This is a genomic window from Pyrococcus yayanosii CH1 (assembly GCF_000215995.1).
Taxonomy (GTDB): domain Archaea; phylum Methanobacteriota_B; class Thermococci; order Thermococcales; family Thermococcaceae; genus Pyrococcus; species Pyrococcus yayanosii.
In genome coordinates this window covers 1,319,137-1,339,126 of sequence record NC_015680.1, presented here as the reverse complement: position 1 = coordinate 1,339,126, position 19,990 = coordinate 1,319,137, and the positions used below count along the sequence as shown (strand labels likewise).

Annotated in this window: 17 protein-coding genes; 14 read left to right on the top strand and 3 right to left on the bottom strand. The window is 42.9% G+C overall.

Annotated features, from left to right (window positions below; all coding sequences use genetic code 11):
* Window positions 1–177 precede the first annotated feature (177 nt).
* The 12 genes from PYCH_RS07480 to PYCH_RS07425 all read left to right on the top strand — a co-directional run bounded on the left by PYCH_RS07480 (window position 178) and on the right by PYCH_RS07425 (window position 13,385).
* Window positions 178–2,094 (top strand): helicase HerA domain-containing protein, encoded by a 1,917-nt coding sequence (locus PYCH_RS07480; RefSeq protein WP_013906250.1) that lies wholly within the window; start codon window positions 178–180, stop codon window positions 2,092–2,094.
* Between the two features lie 164 nt (window positions 2,095–2,258).
* Window positions 2,259–3,473: a DUF7662 domain-containing protein gene (locus PYCH_RS07475; protein ID WP_013906249.1), complete on the top strand. Its 1,215-nt coding sequence runs from the start codon at window positions 2,259–2,261 to the stop codon at window positions 3,471–3,473.
* Between the two features lie 10 nt (window positions 3,474–3,483).
* Window positions 3,484–4,449, top strand: coding sequence for a class II glutamine amidotransferase (locus tag PYCH_RS07470; protein ID WP_013906248.1), 966 nt, complete (start codon window positions 3,484–3,486; stop codon window positions 4,447–4,449).
* Window positions 4,446–4,787, top strand: a complete 342-nt coding sequence (locus PYCH_RS07465) for a gamma-glutamylcyclotransferase family protein (RefSeq protein ID WP_013906247.1) — start codon at window positions 4,446–4,448, stop codon at window positions 4,785–4,787. Before PYCH_RS07470 ends, PYCH_RS07465 begins: the two co-directional genes overlap by 4 nt.
* Window positions 4,788–4,789: 2 nt before the next feature.
* Window positions 4,790–5,725 carry an ADP-ribosylglycohydrolase family protein gene (locus tag PYCH_RS07460; protein ID WP_013906246.1) on the top strand — a complete coding sequence of 312 codons (936 nt, stop codon included), beginning with the start codon at window positions 4,790–4,792 and terminating at the stop codon, window positions 5,723–5,725.
* Window positions 5,726–5,886: 161 nt separating this feature from the next.
* Complete coding sequence (locus tag PYCH_RS07455; RefSeq protein WP_013906244.1) at window positions 5,887–7,956, top strand: tetratricopeptide repeat protein; 2,070 nt, start codon at window positions 5,887–5,889, stop codon at window positions 7,954–7,956.
* Window positions 7,953–8,801, top strand: coding sequence for a hypothetical protein (locus PYCH_RS07450; protein WP_013906243.1), 849 nt, complete (start codon window positions 7,953–7,955; stop codon window positions 8,799–8,801). The genes PYCH_RS07455 and PYCH_RS07450 overlap by 4 nt, the downstream gene beginning before the upstream one ends.
* Before the next feature lie 10 nt (window positions 8,802–8,811).
* Complete coding sequence (locus tag PYCH_RS07445; RefSeq protein ID WP_013906242.1) at window positions 8,812–9,057, top strand: hypothetical protein; 246 nt, start codon at window positions 8,812–8,814, stop codon at window positions 9,055–9,057.
* Complete coding sequence (locus tag PYCH_RS09510; RefSeq protein WP_013906241.1) at window positions 9,023–9,655, top strand: DNA-3-methyladenine glycosylase I; 633 nt, start codon at window positions 9,023–9,025, stop codon at window positions 9,653–9,655. Before PYCH_RS07445 ends, PYCH_RS09510 begins: the two co-directional genes overlap by 35 nt.
* Complete coding sequence (locus tag PYCH_RS10190; protein ID WP_048058271.1) at window positions 9,642–11,117, top strand: AAA family ATPase; 1,476 nt, start codon at window positions 9,642–9,644, stop codon at window positions 11,115–11,117. Before PYCH_RS09510 ends, PYCH_RS10190 begins: the two co-directional genes overlap by 14 nt.
* Window positions 11,068–11,931 (top strand): AAA family ATPase, encoded by an 864-nt coding sequence (locus tag PYCH_RS10045; RefSeq protein WP_237698658.1) that lies wholly within the window; start codon window positions 11,068–11,070, stop codon window positions 11,929–11,931. Before PYCH_RS10190 ends, PYCH_RS10045 begins: the two co-directional genes overlap by 50 nt.
* Before the next feature lie 89 nt (window positions 11,932–12,020).
* Window positions 12,021–13,385, top strand: coding sequence for an McrC family protein (locus tag PYCH_RS07425; protein ID WP_158306792.1), 1,365 nt, complete (start codon window positions 12,021–12,023; stop codon window positions 13,383–13,385).
* 401 nt (window positions 13,386–13,786) lie between these two features.
* Here the strand turns inward: PYCH_RS07425 and PYCH_RS07420 are convergent, their stop codons facing one another.
* Entirely contained in the window at window positions 13,787–14,182 is a 396-nt protein-coding gene (locus PYCH_RS07420) for a hypothetical protein (RefSeq protein WP_013906239.1), read from the bottom strand.
* Window positions 14,183–14,326: 144 nt separating this feature from the next.
* Between PYCH_RS07420 and PYCH_RS07415 the strand changes: the two genes are divergently transcribed.
* Window positions 14,327–14,638, top strand: coding sequence for a hypothetical protein (locus PYCH_RS07415; RefSeq protein ID WP_013906238.1), 312 nt, complete (start codon window positions 14,327–14,329; stop codon window positions 14,636–14,638).
* A 699-nt stretch (window positions 14,639–15,337) separates the two neighbouring features.
* Window positions 15,338–16,423, top strand: coding sequence for a hypothetical protein (locus PYCH_RS07410; RefSeq protein WP_013906236.1), 1,086 nt, complete (start codon window positions 15,338–15,340; stop codon window positions 16,421–16,423).
* Between the two features lie 239 nt (window positions 16,424–16,662).
* Here PYCH_RS07410 and PYCH_RS07405 read toward each other — a convergent pair whose 3' ends face one another.
* Window positions 16,663–17,361: a tyrosine-type recombinase/integrase gene (locus PYCH_RS07405; protein WP_048058270.1), complete on the bottom strand. Its 699-nt coding sequence runs from the start codon at window positions 17,359–17,361 to the stop codon at window positions 16,663–16,665.
* A 100-nt stretch (window positions 17,362–17,461) separates the two neighbouring features.
* Window positions 17,462–19,990, bottom strand: coding sequence for a DUF5814 domain-containing protein (locus tag PYCH_RS07400; RefSeq protein WP_013906234.1), 2,529 nt, complete (start codon window positions 19,988–19,990; stop codon window positions 17,462–17,464).

The following is a 19,990-nucleotide window of genomic DNA, read 5'->3' as shown; positions in this document are numbered from 1 at the left end:
CTGCGAAAAAATTTCAGGATACAACATTTTGAGAGTTTCCTAAAAAAGGTTTAAACATTAAGGACTCTCAAATACCGGAAATTTTAAAGCCTGAAAACTAGGCTCGGATGTGACGACTTAGATATTGAGCAAAGGTTTATCAATCAGAATAAATAACCTTAGTTCTGGTGTAAGCTTATGGTGCGAATTATTCCCTCACATGAAATTCTGGATACAATTGTTGGGCATGTAAAGCAGGCAGAAAACGAAATTTTGATAAGCTCAGCATGGATTACTCCCCAAGGAATTCAGGCAGTTCTGAACAGTGCAAAAGAAGGGATTAAGCTGAAAGTCCTTCTGAGAGTAAACGAGCCAAGGGATTTGCAGATTACAGAAAGTGAAGTTTTTAAGCTGTTAAAATCTTACAAAGGCAAACTTGACATCTCAATGGCTTTCCACAGCAACCTGCATGCCAAATTCATAGTCATTGATGAAAAATACGCCATTGTAGGCTCGGCAAATATAACACATAGCGGGCTCTCTCCCAGCGAGGGTAACGTTGAAACTGCCGTGCTCGTCGAAGAGAGGGAAGAAGTTCAGAAGCTCAGGGAGTACTTTTACAAAATTTGGAACGCTGAAGTTGCCCACGGCAGAATTTTCATCCCCGATGATGACATAGTGGGATTTATTTCAAACCCGAGCCGTTCAGACTCAATTGAGATTCTCCTGATTGATGACCCAAAAGTCTTCGAAGGGAGCTTTCTTGTCTTCCACAGTGAAGGCAGAAAATACCTAGCGAGGGTTAACAAAATCCTAGGCTGGAATATGGGGTTCTTCCTCAATCCCTTTACGCAGGAAAAAGGAAGCATTCTATTTCCCTCACCAAACGAGTTCAAGTTCATCTTCGATGGTCAAAAAGTTAAAGAATGGCAGATGGCAGCTTTAATCGCATATCTAAATCAGAAGGATAGCAATGTGTGCATCGCAACGGCAAAAATCCTCGGATATCTCGATGGAAAAAATCTGAAGCCGTCTTTGATGCCACCTAAAGTTGGCATTCCGGTGAGAAAGGCAAAGAGAGAAGATTTGCACGGGCTGCTACTGAAGGGTGAAAAGAACATTTATATCGGCGTCTTTGCTAGCAGCGATATCGAAGCTTACATCAATCTGGATGAGATCAGGTCAAAGCACCTGGCAATTTTGGGAACCACCGGCTCTGGAAAAAGCTACTTCGCAAAGAAGTTCATTACAAGGGCAAGTGAACACCTAAACAGCATCTACGTCTTAGACCCCCACGGGGAGTATGCAAAAGATTTCATGAATTTCGGCTTCGAGGATTTCGAAGAAGTCGTCATCCCAAACACCGTGCTCTTCTTCAGCCCGGATAAGGTTGAGGACTTTCTTAAGGACTACGGATTCATAATAAACAAGAGAACCAATGAGGGTAGAGCACTTGCTGCGGCCATATCAAAATGGACAAAAAGTGCAGGCTTGGGTGGGGTCAGCAAGGGACTTTTTAATGCAATTGGGAACATTGGAATCGAGGACTTCCTCAGGGAAGAGTTTGGGGATGATGCTCTTAACAATCAGGGAGAGGTTCTTGAAAAGATTAACTCAGCAATCAACAATTCTACGAAGAAGGTTGTGGTCTTCAACCTGCGGAACATTGACAGTCCAGAGGTCAGAACTGAAATCGCCGGCTATATCCTCAGGAAGCTCTTTATCAAGGCAAAGAACTCGGGAGACTTCAACAGCCTCGTTGTTCTTGAGGAGGCTCACAATTTTGCCCCGGAAAGAGGATACGGCGAGGCTTCAGCAGGTAAGAGCAATCTCGCAAAGGTTTATGCCCAAAAAATTGCATCAGAGGGGAGAAAATTTGGACTTGGCTTGGTGGTCATCAGCCAGAGGCCAGCTCAGGTTTCCAAGTACGTGTTATCCCAGATGAACACTCAAGTGTTGTTCAGGATCGTGAATAAGAGTGATCTTGATGCAATTACAAGCTCAATAGAATCTGCATCAAGAGACATAATTGAAAAGCTCTCAGACCTAAAAACAGGCTACGCCTTCATAACAGGCGTCAGCATTCCGGTTTCTGCAATTGTGGAAGTTAAGTGAGCGTCTTCTATTTTTGTTCTGTTTATTATTTGTTCCAAATTGAATAACAGGTACAATGGAGTTTATGATGTATCAACATTAAACTCAGTTCTGAGTTGATATCTGAGTTTAATACAGAAAAATATTTAAACTTTAAACAACTCAGTAAATATGGGAGATATGTGATGACAATCCCAAAGAACATAACCCGGGATCATGTGTTAGAAGCGATTGAGGAAATTGATAGAAATGGCATCCCAAAGAATAGGAAGTCCAGGGTCTGGTTTTTGGTTTACAACGGAAACAGATATCCAGTAAAGTATGTGGTAGAGCTCGCCAACAAATACGCTAACGGGGAACTTCTACCTTCCTCAGAGTTCACAAGCCACGAAGCAGCGAGATATTTGGAAAAACTTGGGCTTGTGGTAGAATACAGAGAGAAACACATCTCTGATGGAAAAAACCATAAGTATTCCCCACTTGGAGAATATTTATCAAAAATCGCTAAAGACACTGTAGTTCTGAGGTTTAGAGACATAGAATACATCATTGGGAAAGAACTCCCACCTGCGGCAAGGACATACAAGGCTTGGTGGGCTAACGACAAAAAGCATCCTCAAGCAGTGCATGGATGGTTAAAAGCAGGATGGAGGGTTAAACATGTTGATCTTAGAGATGAAATAGTATGGTTTGAAAAAATCCAGAAAAATAAGAGATTTCCTCCGGACGAATTTGACGAAAAAATGTACAGCGTCTTCGAGAAGTTTGCTACACTCATAGAGGAAAGGCTGAAAGCCATAGTTGAAGGACGCTCTGAGCTTGAGGAAATTTACCAAGAAAGCGAGGATACAATTAGATACATGATGTTCCATGTATTGACGACTGTTGGAGGAATAAATCCTCTCGATGTTTATCTTGAATATCCCCATCCAGAAGTTCCCAACAGGAAGTATGCAAAGCTCGACACGTTTGTAGCTGCTAAAGAGAACAGACCAGCCTTAGCATTCGAGATGAAATTCCAAAAAAAGATTGGTAATAATGCCATGCCCAAACCGGACAATGCTGGAGCTGTGTTCGCCGACATCCTCAAACTTGCCCTCTTTAGAAAAGAGCAGGGCAATATCAAGAGATACCTGGTCTACGTTGCTGATGAACACATGGTTAGCTATCTCATCAATCCTGCTCGTGGATACGAACCATTCATCAGCTTAAAGGAAAACACTGGATTCAAAGTTACCCGAGAGTACTTGATTAGAAAGCCCGTAACCTTCGTTAGGCAATTAAAGAGAATAATCAAAAAAGAAGACTTTCCAGAGCCTACAGTAATCTGCAGATTTAGAAGAGACCTAAAACTAGGAAACAAAGAGATGGCAATTAGGATTTACGAAGTAGTGCCGTGAGGTGTAAAATATGTGTGAGCTTTTTGGCGTTAACGCGAACAAAAAGGTAGATGTCAACTTTACATGGCAGGGCTTTGTAAGGAAAGGCAAGCTTAATCCGCACGGCTGGGGCGTTGGATGGTATCTAACAGCTGCCAACGGAAAAAGGGCCGCTTCACTGGTAAAGCAACCTATTCCAGCCTACAAAAGCAGAATTGCCCCAAAGCTTAACATAAAGAGCCAAGTCATCATAAGCCACGTTAGATACGCCACAAGTGAAATCAACTATCTGAACACTCATCCCTTCGTGAGGAGAATTTGGAGCGTTAGGCAGTACGATGAGTGGATTTTCGCCCACAATGGAGTGCTTGACGGTGTTGATAGACTGCCTAAGCGTTTCAAGCCCTTAGGAACAACTGATTCAGAAGCAGCATTCTGCTACATAATGGAGAACTTGGAGGGAATAGGAACAATAAGAGAACTCTTCACCAAACTCTACCAGCTTTTGAACGAGCTCAGCGATTATGGAACGTTAAACGTTCTGATAAGCAACGGGAGATACCTCTTTGCATATCACCATCACCCACGGAATAAGATGTGGTTGCTGAAGCGCCATCCGCCGCACAAATCTCATGCAAGGCTCTTTGACGAGGACTTTGAAGTTTCAATTGGAGATGTAAAAGCCGAGGATGAGTATGCATACCTTGTGGCAACAAAAAAGCTCACAGACGAAAACTGGGAAAAGCTTGAGAAAAAGAAGCTTTACATCTTCAGGGACGGTGCTTTACTGCTTAAGATTGGTAGGAAAATCGAGCCAATGCTCGACAGCGAAGCCATAGAAGTCCTCAGAGCAGTTTTGAACGGAGAGAGCGTTGAGGTCAACGAGACAGTCAAGCGACTTGTGGACTTAAGACTCCTGAAAATAACCGAGAATGGAGTTGCAATAAACAATCACAGAGAAGCAATAGTCAAACTGATTGTGAGGGAGGAAAGATGATAATAGCAGTTTACGGCACCTTGAGGAAAGGCAAACCGTTGCACGACTATTTAAGGGAGAGTAAATTCCTTGGTGAGGACTGGATTGAGGGTTACGACCTTTACGTTGACGTCCTTCCTTACGCCGTTAAGGGTGAAGGGAGACTGAAGGTTGAAGTCTATGAAGTTGATGAAGAAACATTCGAGAGGATTAACCGCATGGAAGTGAATGCTGGCTACAAGCCAGTTGAAGTGGATACAAAGTTTGGCAGGGCGATTCTTTGGGAATGGGCACATGAGCCGAGTGGGAAGAAGATGGAAAGCGGGGATTTTGATGATGTCGAATTTGAAGGGTGGTGAATGTGCTCCGCTCAAGACTTGAGGGCGGTCTCTGGGGAGTCCTTGTTGGAGATGCTTTCGGCTTAACCTTCCAGTTCACCAGCAGGCTTGCGATGGAATTGAATTATCCAAAACCCAAGGAAATTCCAATGCTTGATGGCTTGTGGAGCGATGACTCCTCTTTAACTCTGGCAACTGCCCAAGCACTGACAGAAGGCTACAGCATTGAGAGGATTGCAGAGAACTTTCTCCGCTGGTATTATGACGGCGAATTCACACCGAGAGGTTATACATTTGACCAAGGAAACACAACATCGAGAGCAATAGAGCGCATTGCCAATGGGGTTCCGCCGCTTGAGGCTGGCGGCAGGGGAGAGTGGGATAACGGCAACGGCTCGCTGATGAGAATCCTGCCAGCAACGTATTATGCTTACTTCAAGCTCAACTCTTTGGAGGAAAGGCTTAAGCTTATTGTTTCCATGATTACTCATGCTCATCCCAGAGCACTCATCGGCTGTAGCATTTACTCCTTGACCGTGTGGAACATTCTTGATGGAATGGACAAGCTTGAAGCTTATCATAAAGCAATAGAGACAGCGGAAAAGTACTACTCAAGGGAATCATTTGCCAAGGAGCTCGCTCACTATGAGAGAATCTTGAGCGGGAGAATTCACGAAGTAGAGCAGAGTGAGATCAGGGGAAGTGGTTATGTCGTCCATACTCTTGAGGCAAGCCTCTGGGCTTTCCTGAGGAACGAGAGCTTTGCCGATGCAATAAAGGAAGTGGTTTCCCTTGGGGAGGATGCTGACACTACTGGGGCTGTTACTGGCGGCTTGGCTGGGACGTATTATGGAATTGACGCTATTCCAGGGGAGTGGCTTGAGAGGATCGAAGCGAGAGATTACGCTGGAGGGATAATCAACGCCTTCATTGACAGCCTTCTTGGGCGGCAGAAATGATCATGGAGCTAATCAAGATAATAGGTGGCTTTTTGCTTTGGGTTGTGCTCTTGCTTTTCCTTTTACTACTTGGGAGATCCTTTTGGTATGCCCTGTTGGAAATAGCGGCTGAAGTTTGTAACTTATCACAAAGGAATAAAAAGAAATGAGGGGGGTTTGGCATGAAAAGCCCGCTGTTGAGGCTTTATGAGGAGAGGAAGGATATTATTGAAGATCTTCTCAGAAAACTCAGGATATCTGAAGAATGTGAAGACGGAGGTAGCTTTGCCTCCGTGAGAAGACTTCCCATGCTCACCACGGTTATTTATTACCTTCAAAATTGTGCGGGATATGAGGAAGGAGTGTCTCTGGAGGAAATAAAGGCGTTCCTTTACTGCATGTTCCTTGCTGAAAGTGATGAGTATGAGAAAGTCGTTAAAGCAATAACTTGGTGTCCCATTGAGCAGACTCTGAACGAACTCACCGGATGGAAAATTGAAAAGACCGGAGAGGGGAAATACATAGCAAAATCCGAGCAGATTATTGGAAAAGATGGAAAGCCTCCCTACTGGGATGTCTTGGAGCTACCATGCAAACTGGCGGAAAAAATCTGCAATGACATACTCAATCCACCGGATGAGTGGGTAAGGGAACTGTTATCTCTTTCTTCTGACTTTCTTTCCAAAAGTTTAGATATGGATGCATATCTTAGAAGGCTTAAGTTTGACCTCCTTTCTCAAAGAGAAACCGATAAACAAAAAGAGTTGAATTGCAAAAAGAACAGACATCCCAAAGATGTTAGAAAGCTCGTGAGACCAGAAGGCATAACAGTTCAAGAATTTTTTGGGGACGGGTTTTCGGAAGAATCTCTGGAAGACCTTGAGAAAGCGTACGAGGAAGCTTGGGAAAGAGAAAAGCTCCTTTATGTTGATGGCTACATAAAGCTACTCGTCAGCATTGCTGAGTATTATCTAGAGAAGTCGAAAAAGAAAGATAAGAAAACTAAAAGGAAGAGTAAGGAAAACAAGCGGGACGAACTCGTAAGGCTTTTGGAAGAGATCTTTATCATTGCCGAAGGTGGTTATGAGAAGATTGCGGCAGAGTACTACATTAAGGCTGCTAGCATTGCAACTGGAGTCTCGTTGATTTATCATCCTCAGCAAGATTGTCCCGAGGAGGCTGAAAGATACTTAAGGTTAGCTGTTGAGCTTGAGGAAAAAGCCATAGGGCTTGGCGTTGTACCAGAATACCATGCAATAACGCTGAATAACCTGGGAACCCATTATTATGAAACTCACCGCCCTGAGAAAGCTCTAATGGTGCTTAAGAGGGCGTTAGAGTATGCGAAGACTCCAGATGAAAAGGGACTCGTCCTGCACAATCTGGCTTTGACTTATGCTGAATTGGGGATGAAGAAAGAAGCAGTTGACTGCATGGTGAAGTCAATCTGTATTCACTATTCAACGCAACATGATTTTGGCGATGCTTCTTTTTATGATGACGACATTAATAGAATAATTGAGATGACTGGAGATCCTAATACGGACATTTATGCTTTGAAGATTGCACTTGACGTGGTTAGTGGGAATTTAACCACCGAGGAGGCTAAGAAACTGCTTGGGCAGATTGACCGTGATGAGTGGCCGCTAACCGATACTCTACTCTCAATACTAAACGGAGAAGAGTGCATACTGTCCAGTGAGATAGTAGAGTGTGTAAAGCTCCTGCAAGACGTTGCAAAAATAGTTGGAAATGAAAATGCTCTAAAATTGCGGAAGTCCTATCCAAAAGAAGCTAAGGAAGATTTGAGAAAGTTAAAAGAATACGTTAAAATAAAGTGCGGAGATGTCCCACATCTAACTGGGAAAAGAATTGAGACCTGTGATTTCGAATCCTACATTAAAGCCAACTATGGGAGTGAAGAGTGTTACTATTTAATCCAAAGCGCTAAGGCACTTGCATTTTCATGGTTTACAAAGAGGAGGAACTGGAGATGGAGGATCAAGGGCATTGTTTGGATTAACGAAAAGCCGCACATACTGCTTGGGAAAGTTAAAAAGCAAAAGCTCTGGTATGCCCTCTACAACATAGACATGCCTGAGCCAAAAATCTTCAATTTGCCAGTATCAGCTGACTTCACTGGAGATTTATGGGGGCTGTGGGCGGAAAGGTTGAATGAAGTTCTCGCAGAATATGGAAGAGAACACGATGCTAAAATTGAGGAGATTGAGATATTGGAGGGGGTAGGATGAAGCTATTTGAGAAGGAGTTTTGGGATGAGAGGAGAAAACATAGGGAGAATATTATGGAGTATTTGAATGCATTCATAGAAAACCCAACCAAAGAGAACCTCAAAAGTCTGATAGGTGAGATATGGGCCCTTAGGTTTACGTACAGGAACTTTGACTGGTACATTGAGGACAGAGTTCTCAAATACGTGACGCTGGAAGAGCTCGCCAAGGACTTCAAGATGCTGGTGGATGAGTCTCTCCCAATTGGAGAGAGGCTGAAAAAGAAGATTCCCGGGTTTGGGGCTGGAGCCATCTCGGAGATACTCTTTGCCCGGAATCCCAACAAATACCCAGTTTACAATCGAAAGTTCTTGGAAGGGGCTCAAAAACTTGGCTACCGTGTCGAGCATGTGAAGCAGATAATAAGACTAAGCAAGGGCACGCTTGAGGACCTTGTTACAATCAATGAAAGAATTGCTTCCGACTTTTCAGAATTGTGGAGGGATATTGAGGGTAAATTAGGCATCAAGATTCCAAAGTTCGACTTTACGGATGGATTGCTGTGGAATGTGGCCACCGGAGAAGTAACTCCTAGAGAATTAGTCAAGTGGAGGAAAAGCAGTTCTGAGATAAATGCCGAGTTTGCCAATGAAATATCCAAGGCACTGATTATGGGGCTGAGAATGGTGGAAAACTTAATAGCTCAAGGAGAGGACGAGGGAAAAGCAATTGAAAAGGCTTCAGCTTATGTCGCTGGCATGCTAATGGCGTTCGGAATTAGGGAGAACGGGGATACAATTGTTGAGCTGTTGGAGAGACTTAGCAAACTCGCTGAGAAAAGCGCCAAAGTGATTAAAAGCATCTAAGGTGGCTCCAATGGATGCTGAGGAGTATTTTAGAGTTTTCCAGAAGATTTTTGACAAACTGAGGGAAGAGAGTAAGGACAATAAAAAGTTTGAGGAGTACCTAGAGGAGTTTAATGAATATGCCGGAAGATACAAGAGGATGACTGATGAAGAGATGTATTCTACTCTTGTTCAAATTGTCTTCTTTGCTGGAATGAATGCCAAGACTGTGGGGGGAGAAAATGCCAACGATACTGAAGTATCTTGGGGACTTTAGGACGGTGGCAAGGTATGGGGAAGATGATGTAAGGAGAATGCTAAGTGACAGAAACATGATTAGACATAGGAGAAAGATAGAAGCGTGCATTCACAATGCAAGAGAGTTTGAGAGGATAATTCAGAAATATGGATCATTTGCCAATTACTTGGATTCATTTGGCGTTAGCTTCGATGACTATGAGGGTGTTAAGAAGAAGATAAGACCCGCACTCATTAAGAGATTCAAGGGAATTGGGAAGGTAACAGTTTATCACTACTTGACGGATTTGGGATTTGAAGTAATGAAGCCCGATAGAACAATCTTAAGGCTCTTCTACCGCTTGGGATGGCTTAAATCCCCAGAACCAACAGACGAGAACATAGATAAAACCATCAGAATTTGCAGAGAAATTGCTGAGAAGCTTAACATGTGGATAAGAGTTGTTGACATAATGCTGGTGGCATTTTGTCAGGAAAACGGGAATAGAGACCTCGGTATCGAGAGGGGAATATGCACAAAGACACCAAAGTGTGATCAATGCAGGCTGGGAGAATATTGTGAGTATTATCAAAAGATACAAAGTACAAAGGAGGAGTTAATGAATGGATCTCCGTGAGTTTTTAGAGAAAGTTGGAGATAAATTTCTAGAAAGAGCCAAAGAGAAACATCTAAGTATTTCAAAGACCCAAGTAAAAGAGATAAGAGAAGGAAAGAGGGACATCTACAGAAAATTATATCTGCCCCCAGATCTTTCAAAGACTGTGAAAGGTTACATTCATTTTGAATGGCTCATTCCAAAAAGAAAAGTTGAGAAAATCCTTGTTCAAGTTGCACTTCATTTGGAATATCCTAAAAATAGAAATCAGAATCTTTTTGAATTCTTAAGACAACGTGTAGACTTTAAAAAGCTGGCACAGGATGCGAAAGGAAGTCTTAAAACAACCCAAAGAACTTGGAAATGGATCACGATTTTTCGAGAATATGACGAATTAAATGAAGATGCCATTGAATGGGCCGTTGATACAATGGTGCTTCTCTATGAAACGCTTTTGCCATACCTAAAAGAGTTCTTGGAGGCGGAGATGATGCCAATTGTTGATAAAACGGCGCTTAAAGAAGTGTTAAGAGAATTAAAAGCCAGATACGAAAGTGAGTGGTTAAACAACAGAAAGAAACTACTCGAGATTTTGGAAGACATAAAAACGATACTTCTGAAAGAAAGAGACGTAACGCCTGATGAAGCCGAGAAAATAAAAAATAGGATCATGAACTTACCTCCAGAACTCAAGCTGTTTGATACCAGTGCCACAGCCGACTACTCTGATTTTCTTAATCACAGGTTATTTAAAAAGCTAATAAAAACAGCTGCTGATGTCAATGAGAACAATTTCGAAGAAAAAATTGATGAAATTGCCAAAATTCTCAGAGAAATAAAGGACGACGATACGCTTGGAGGTTTTGGCATTTCAAAAGCCACCAGTTGGATGAGTATTGTAAATTGGAAATTCTTCATGCCAACATGGCATAAACAGAGAGAAGACTCACCATTCAATGCTCCATTTTCCGAGAGCTTGAGGAAGAGGATTAAACTAAGGCGATTTTGGGGAGGACACTGGGATATTGAAGGATTTGTAGAGTTCCTTAAAGCTACAAATGAAGTTAGAAAAGAACTTGGGATTGAAGATATGATTGAGATAGCCTATTATCTAAGCAAATACCAAAACAGAAAAACTGGAGAAAGTTCTCTCCCAGAGAATATCAAACAACTAATGGATAGATTGCTAGAAAGAAAGGGCCAAATCATCCTCTACGGTCCGCCAGGAACCGGAAAAACGTGGATGGCAAAGGAATATGTCAAGGACAAAACGGATGAAGATAAACCCAAAAATAGGTGGGACTTTGTAACCTTTCATCAGTCTTACAGCTATGAGGAGTTCGTTGAGGGCTTTAGGCCAGTCAGCCAAGGGGAGAATATTGCCTATGTGGTTGAAGATGGAATTTTCAAGAAGATGGCTCTTAGGGCTATTGTTGAGGCTCTCAAAAAGCACAAAGAATCATTTGAAGACTTTTGCCGATGAACTTGACAAACTTTCCAATTACCTAAAACAAGACGCTGTAAGAGATTACAGAAGATACCATGAGCTCAAGAAAAAGTTATGGAAAAAACTCCTATCGCTGTCCAAAGAAGACAGAAAAAACATCTTCAAGGATGCTCCCAAGTTCTACCTTATCATTGACAAAATTAACCGTGGTAATATCAGTAAAATCTTTGGCGAGCTGATAACTCTCCTCGAAAATGACAAACGCATAGGAGAAGAACACGAAATAATTGTAACTCTCCCATATTCAGGAGAACCCTTTGCAGTCCCGCCGAACCTCTACATCATAGGAACAATGAATACTGCAGACAGAAGCATTGCGCTGCTTGACGTTGCACTGAGGAGGAGATTTGCGTTTCTTGAGATTGAACCCAGACCAGAAAAACTAAAAGATAAGAGCATTGAGGGAATAAACCTGAAAGAGCTACTTGAAAAGCTGAATCTCAAAATCGAGGCAATCAAGGACAGAGACCACAGGATAGGCCACAGCTACTTCTTGAAGGTGGAAAAGTTGGAAGACTTGCACTTTGTATGGTACTACGAGATAATACCCCTCCTAATGGAGTACTTCTACAACGACTGGGAAGCTTTAGCCTGGATTTTAGGAGACGGATTCATTGAAAACAAGCTTGAAAAAGAAAACAAGAAACTAAAATTCGAAGCGCCAAAAATAGAGATAGGAAAGCATGTTGAACCAAACACTCCCTATGGAATCAAATTCTATGACATAGACAAAGAAAAAGAGGACTTCAAAGAGGCCCTAAAGTGGATAATCGAGTCTGTCAAAGAATAACGAAGTGAGAATCAGCAAGCGGGACAAGGTTAATCTGGGGGAGTTCTATGCCTTCTCTCAAAATTTTGACACTTTATGAGCACAAGGAGATGAGATACAGCGAAATAACTAATAATCTGGGAATACCCGAGGATAAACTAAAAGAAAGTCTTCGCAAGCTCAACAGAACTTTTGCCCGAAATCTACCCAAATCAAGCTCCAACGACAGTCCAGAAGAAAAAGACTTAGACGAAAATAGGGGGTTCTTAATACTCTACAGCAATAGCGTAAAGGCAAGGCACTATGTTGGTTTTGCCAGAGCTGGGAACTTTGTTGTCCAAGTTCTCCCCAAAGTCTTCGAACCTTCTGAAAATGAAGAGAAGAATGCCGATACTAATGATGCTCTCTTGGCATTCCTCCGCATGCTTAATGTTGCTTACGGTTTAAAAATAAGGGAAGTCGAACTCGCCCAGCTTAGAGAGAAGAGAACTCCAGAAAGCCTCCTTGAGATATTTATCTATCTTTTTGCCAGCACTCTATGGAGTGAGGTTCAGAGAGGATATCACAAGGAGTACATTGAAATCCAAAATGAAGAAAGATTTCTTAAAGGCAAACTTTTGATGAGTAAAGAACTGAGAAAGCTTCCCCACCAGAGGCACACCTTCAGCCTTGAGATGCATGAGTTTAGCGAAGACAACCTGCTCAACCAGATTTTCTATGCGGCAGTTCGAACTTCACTTGCTCGAACTACGTGGAGAGTCAACAAGAAGCTACTCGGCGAGCTGATGATGATTTTTGATGAAGTCAGCTTTAAGGAAATAACTAAGACAGACTTAGAAAGAGTTCACTTCACCCGTTTGAATGAGCGCTTCAAGAGAGCGTTTACTCTTGCTAAAATCGTGCTTTCCACACTTGGTGGCATTCAAGGAGAAGAGGCATCTGGATTCTTCATTGACATGAATGACCTTTTTGAGCGATTCATGCTGTGGGTGCTGAAGAGAAGTCTCTGGGAGTATGAGGTTGAATATCAGAAGGAATTAAAACTTCTCAAGAATGGGAACATATTATCAAGAAAACAGTACCCCGACTTCATTATTAATAGGAACGGCACTCCTGTAGCAGTATTAGATGCCAAATACAAATCCTTGGGGACTAGCGAAGGCAAGCTTCAAGTTAGTCCAGATTCGCTGAGGCAGGTTTACGTTTATGCTAAGATTCTTGAGGAAAAATATGGGGTTAGTGGTATTCCTGTCGTGCTCATATTCCCAAAGAGCAATGCATACAACTCAAGCATTAAGACAGAGGACAATGAAGCCACAGTTGGTGGTGCTACGTTTTTTGATGGCAGGAGGCTCTTAGTTTTAGTGTATGACATGGAAACTCTCAAAGAGGGGCTTAAAATTGACGAGAAATTTAGGAAATCACTTTGTAACCTTTTGGGTCCACGAAGTAACTTGGATGCAAGCGAGAAATAACATCTCAAATTGGAGACAGTTCGAGAGGTCTTTCAAGCAACTTGAAAAGGAGCTTTCTGAGGGCTCCATTTAGAGCAATTTGTAACATCAGAGTTTAAAGACAATACACGTATTTTGACCACAATAATTTTCCTTAAAAACATGAAATTTTATTCATGTGTAAAAAAGAAGGCACGAGAGTGCTTTTTTATTTCTAATCCCAATCCAAAAAACAGCATAAAACTGCGGAATTGATTAATTAAGGTTGTGTTGCTCTTAGCTAAATCAGTTCTCAAAGTAGAAGGGAATATTTTTTCGAATAATGCTGGAAAATGGTGTGTTGGTTATGTGCTGATATTTAGTGTGGCGCTAAAAACCTTTTGTATGTGTGGTTTAAAAATAAAAATCAGAGGCATAGAGCATCACGTTATTTCAATTATTGTTACGTCATCTAATAAATTAAGAGCTTTGAAAAGCTCAAACTTGAATTCTTCTACACCTTGCTCGAAAGATCTTAGGTCAGTTTTATGCTCAGTGTGTGTTTTGATCGCGTGAAGAACTGCAAGTTTTTCTTTGATAAGTGCTGTTTCTGCAGCTTTTTCGATAAGCTGTTTAAGCTCCTCTCTCACTTTTCTATCCTGTAATATCATGTCCCTAATCTCAGCATAAGCTGAGAGCTTGCCGAAATAGTAAGCTGTTTCCACTTCAAATCTCCTCTTTTCATAACCTCTTGAGGAACCCGCCTTTTTTATGAAGTCCAATGCTTTCTTTTTACTTTCTTGACTTTTCAACTCAATGTATGCTAGAAGTCCTTCCATAAGAACCCCCTCCAAGAAAAATGAAGGCATAAATAGGCACTGTTTGAAAGTTGATGTAGTGCGTATTAAATTTGTTGATTTAATGAGATTTCAGCTAAATTTATTCTCCTTTTGGATATTTTGTCAGATCAGAGGGATGTCTGGATGACGACGTCGTTTGAGTATTTCCTCGTCTTTGAATTCGATACTGTTTCGCAACGGCTTAGGGTTAAGGGCTGCACGCGAGAAGAGTTAAGAGATATTGTGAAGAGGAGAAAGTTAAAGAGAGTCGATGATGAATTCGCTGGAGTAATAATTCAGTTCTTTGAAATGCTACTGATTGAGAGAAAATTCAGAGATAAGGCGCATTTGTTATTTTTAACTAGTGAGCATAGAAGGGATTGGATAGAAGTCTACTCCACAGATGTTAGACAGCTTGTTGCAGTCAAGCTCTTTTCAAGTGCTGATCTTCTCTGATTTTCTTTAATTTTTTCACTGAATCGTTGCATTTAATCTTTACTTTTTCTATTCCATCATTGGAAGTGGTTGTTTATTTGTGAGTGTGTTTGTCATTTGTGATTGAATTATTGTGTTGACTGTTCTCGATGTAGCTACGTTTTAATGAGAAATTCTCCATACCAAACCCTTGTTTTAAAGTTTCAAGATAAGTTAACCCAGTAAAAGCTGAAATCATCCTTAAGCTCTTTGTTTATTGAATAGACCTTTCGTCAGAGTTTCGGTTGAATGAGGATATTTTAGACATTGTTTTTCATTTTAAAGGAAGAATCACCATTTGGCACGAGTTTGGTAATAAATGCTTGGAGAATTAGGAATTTAGAGCTTTTGGCACTTTTGGTCCACATAATAAAAATAAATAATAAATAAACAATTCTGAAATTCTAAATATTTGTTACTTATTATTATGTTTACTTAAACAATATTTAGGATTTTTATTTTTTGTTTGTATTTATTTATTAGTTAGTTATTAATTGGGGAGAGAAGCGTGCCAAGGCTTGCCAAAGCGTACCAAACAGTGTCGAGATTTTCTTTTGCCAAAAATAGTAATGACAACAGGATAAATTGACAATAGAGTTTTGAATGGCGTTGGTTTTAATCAACACGTGAAAAGCTAAATTTAATTTCTTTTTGTGCTACGTCGCAGTGGTGGTGTGAGATGTGGCATCAGCTGGACTCAAGTCTAAAATTTTAGAGTATCTTGCCCAAGTAGACGTTGCCACTAGGAATGAAATTATGAAAGCTACCAATAAGAGTGGTAAGAGGCTAACAATGGCACTTGAAGAATTAGTTAAAGAAGGAGCTGTAGAGTTAGTTTCTGAAAATCCCCGGACATACAGGATAGTGCGTGCTAATGTTGTTACAGTTGATTTAAATGACATCAAAAGTTATTATGATTTAAAGTTTGAGATATTCAAGAAGTTGAGAAGTTTTGGCTGGCGGATTTCAACGCATGAAATCGTGGCAATTGCACTAATGTATGCAAGATTTACAAAATTTCGGATTTTGATTTTTGGTAGTCAGGGAGTTGGAAAAACATCTTTGATTCATGCAATCTTTGGCAAGATTGGTGAGCCTATTGTAGTTCAAGATTTGCATTTAAAAAATCTCTATGAAGTTGTGAGGAGTGTTAAAGAGAAGACTAAGGTTATTGAACAGCAATATCGTCATAATTGGGGAAGGGAAACGTTGGAGAGGTTTGATAATTACAAAATCGTTCCAATCTCGCGAATTGCTCCTTCGGATTTACTGTTCAGGTTTGTTCCAATTAGGATAACACAGCCACGAAGACCGGGAAAAGGGTTGTTCAAACCTGTGAGGTTTGAGTTTACAAATGTTCCTATCATAAGGGATATTCCGGATGATGTGTTTTTGAGGCTTGAGGAAGCGTTAAAACACGTTAGGTACTTTACAATTGACCCTACTTGGGTTGGGGAGAAAGTTGTGAAGTTAAAAATGGATGAGGTAGTTAATTACACGGATAACGTGAGTGCTGAATTTTATCGCATTAACGCTAGGTATGACGCCAAAATGGAAAATGACTTTGAACTTGTCAATTGGAAAGTCCTACATGAATATGATTCATTGTATTTGGACATGGCATCAAATCTTCAGCTCCTGCTTAATGCCCTTGAAGTATTGAAATTTAATTATTCATGGCTCAGGGATGAAGAAAAAGCCGTGGAACAAACAATCGACTTCTTAAAAGATGTATTTAACACGTTCACAATAATGAAAGAAGCATAGGCTTAAGTTTTCCTTTAATTCTTTGTTTGATTTTTGGATCTCTGCTTCATGATTCATCACGGAGTTCTGGAATTGATACTCAATTTTTGGAATAAAAACTAAAAAGAGGAGAGGAAAAGTTTATCTTAGGAATCGTAGATTACCGAAGACTTTATCATAGATTTCTTGTATTTCTTCAATTGTGTGATGCGAGTAATGCAGTGCATTGATATCATATCTAATTGAATGACCCAACTGGGCTATCTGATGTAGTCCTCTAGCAACTCCTGAACCTCGTACGTGAAAAAGACGACCCTTGACTGTCTGGTTTTGGTCTGGTGCGTGTTAAGGCGAATCCGCCTGTTTTCAATGTCAATCTCCTTCAGGGGAATCCTTTCGAGTTCGCTGACTCTCATTCCACTCACTGCCATTAGGAGCATTGCTGTGATAAACTGATCTCTTTTCCAGTCCTCAAAACGGTTGCTAATGTGGAGGGAATCAACGAGCTGAATGAGGCTCTTGATGTCATCCACGGTGACGATGGTCAGGTCCACGTTAAGCTCTGTTGGTGCCTTGAGTGATTCTGCCAAGTCTATCCCTGCGATTCTGAAGAGCTTTTTGAGGTATGTGATATTTTTGCGGTAAAAGGAGGGGGAGTATGACTGTCGTATCAGGGTTAGGTATTCTTTCAGGTCTTTCATTGTGAAAATGTATCTTCCGTTGTTCTCTTTCGTGGCTTCCTTCAGGAACATTGTGATAATGTACTCAACGCTCCGTTTGTGGGAGTGGGTGACCCCCTTTGCTTCGAACTCTAGGAAGAGCCTGTTGATGTCTTCCTCTGTGATGACATAGTACTGGTTTGGATTCTGAACCTGAAGAAGGCTTCTGTAGTAGTCTTGTTTACCACTACTGTGGAAAACATGTCCTATGGCTGGAAATGCCTGTTGGGGCATTTTCATGGCTTCTTCTGAAATAAGCCCTGTAAGACCTTCATTTGGCGAATAAAGGCTTTTCCGACGGGCTTTGGATCCCGCGACTCGGGTTCGAATCCCGGCGGGGCTACCAAACCTTTTTTCTCATTTTCTCAGCAATGGAAAGGGCTTTCCCTTCCTCTATCTCCCTCTTCAGCCTCCTTGCTTCTTCCTCGACCTCCCTCATCTTGAACACTCTCGCTATCCTTTCCACGGCCTCCAGCTTCCTTATGAGGCCATCGAGCCACGTGAATACGTCGCCCGGGTAAGTTATCAGGCCGTAGACCTTTCTGAAGTGCTCCGCTATTTCCGTGGGTCCTTTACCGTTCCTCCTCAGGTCGATTATTAAGTTGCTCACGCGCTCCATCGCATGCTCCGTGCAGTCCTCTTCCTCGCAGATAAAGAACTCTTGATAGATCGTGAAGAGCCTTTCGGCCGCATTCGGACTGAGCTCCGGAATCACTCTATCCAGCTCCTCAAGGATGGAAGCAAAGCTGCTTGAGAAGATGTTCGAGCTTATCCTACCCCTAACGGCCGACTCTATCTCCCTCTGGAGCGTTCCGCTCAGATACAGATTCTCGAATGGGAGGAGTTTGACTGCAATCCAGCGGACAGGTTTCTTTCCAAGGCTGTCCCTTATGAAGGCCGCCTCTCTGGGTAAGAGGAAGCTCATACTAACAACCCTTCCGTAGGGCGTTACCTCGACAATGTTGCCCTTCAGCTTCACGAACCCGAACTCCTCCAGCTTTTCAAGCACTTTCGCGGCGCTCTGATTGGCACCGAGACACATCCCCTGAACTTCCTCGATTACATCTAGCCTGCTGAAAACGCAGGAATGTGCCAGGACGTTGTCTTGCTCCAGCTCGTCGCTCCAATCGACCTCCACGGGCTCCACACTGGAGGTAAGGAGCTTGAATGCCACCTCGTCTTCGGTTCTCTCCATTTGAGCTGAATACTTCCTCCCCGGCTCGATAATTAGATAGACCTTGCCCTTCTCGTGGTAGAGGGGTCTTCCCGCTCGTCCAAGCATCTGATGGAATTCTCTAACCGTTAACCACTTGTTGCCCATTGCGAGGCTCTCGAAGATAACTTGGCTCGCGGGAAAGTCGACGCCTGCTCCAAGGGCGGCCGTGGTAACAACTACGTCCAGCATCTGGGCCTGGAACTCCATCTCAGTAATCTTCCTTTGCTTGTAGGGTAGGCCGGAGTGGTAGGGCTTTGCCTTGAGGCCCCTTCCCGTAAGGTAAGCGGCCAGTTCGTGGCATCTTCTCCTCGAAAAGGTGAAGACTATCGTCTGCCCCTTGAAACCTTTCTCGCTCCTCCTCATGGCCTCTGCCCTGCAGAGGTTGGCTATGTGTCTCCACTTCTCCCCCTCGTTGCGCGCAATGATAACGTGCCTCTCCAAGGTTACCGGCCTTTCATCGTAAAGAACGAGCTTCATCCCGAGCCTCTTTGCAAGCTCGCCGGGGTTCCCCACGGTGGCACTCAGTCCTATGAACTGGGCCTTCGGATACAGCCTTCTAAGTCTCGCTATAAGGCCATCCAAGCGAGGTCCCCTTTCCTCGTCGTCGAGGGTGTGTATCTCGTCTATGACTACCGTTCCGACGTTTCCCAACTTTCGGCCAGCTCTCAGTAGGTAGTCTATGCCCTCGTAGGTTCCCACGATTATTTCGGCGTCTATTCCAGTATCCACGACGACGGGCTCTTCCCTGACCTTTAGACGGCTCATACCAACCCTTATGGCCACGCGGAGGCCCAGCTTTGAGTATCTCCGCTTAAAGTCCTCGTATTTCTGATTGGCTAGGGCGACGAGGGGGACGAGGAAGAGCATCTTCTTGCCCTGCATGGCCTTGGGGATACCGGCAAGCTCTCCGATGAGTGTTTTACCGCTCGCTGTGGCGGAAACTACTAAAAGGTTCTCCCCCCCGAGGAGCCCGTTCTTGACTGCTAATACTTGAACTGGCAGGAGTTCTCTGACTCCTTCCGTCCTGAGAACATCTTTGAACTCCTTGGGGATGGGCAGCTCGTCTACCATCATCTTCCTGACCTCTATGTGCTTGGCCTCAAGCTCATCCCACTTGGTAATCTCTGGATGCTTCGCTGGGTCGAAGCGGGGGTCGAAGGCGTAGAGGACCTTATCTAGGTCCCTGAAGCGCTCCAGAAGCTTCTTAGCCTGATTGAACATCGCGATACTGTTGAACCTGAAGCGGAGCTCCTTCTTAAGCTCCTCCTCAGCACAGCGCTCGCAGATGTACTCTCCCCTGTATTTTATCCGGTTGCCCTCCGTGAGGACGGTTATCCTACCCTCAATGAGGCAGAGACGGCAGAGCTCGGCCTTCTCGACACGCTTGTTCTGGAGCCTTCTCTTGAAGTAGTCCTCCCACTCATCGGCGTTCACAAGGACTATCCTAGCCTGCCTGAGGGCCTTCTCGATTTCCTTCGGGTTCCTGTACTGGCTTCCTTCAAGAACCTTGAAGAGCCTGCCGTCCCTCATGATCAGGCGATAAATTTGGTCAGCCTTCAAATTCTTCATCTGGGAGAGCTTGTCAGGCTCCCTTTCAATTACAAAAGCTTCCAGCTCCCCCTTTTTCCTTCCAGGCCTTATAACGAACAGCAT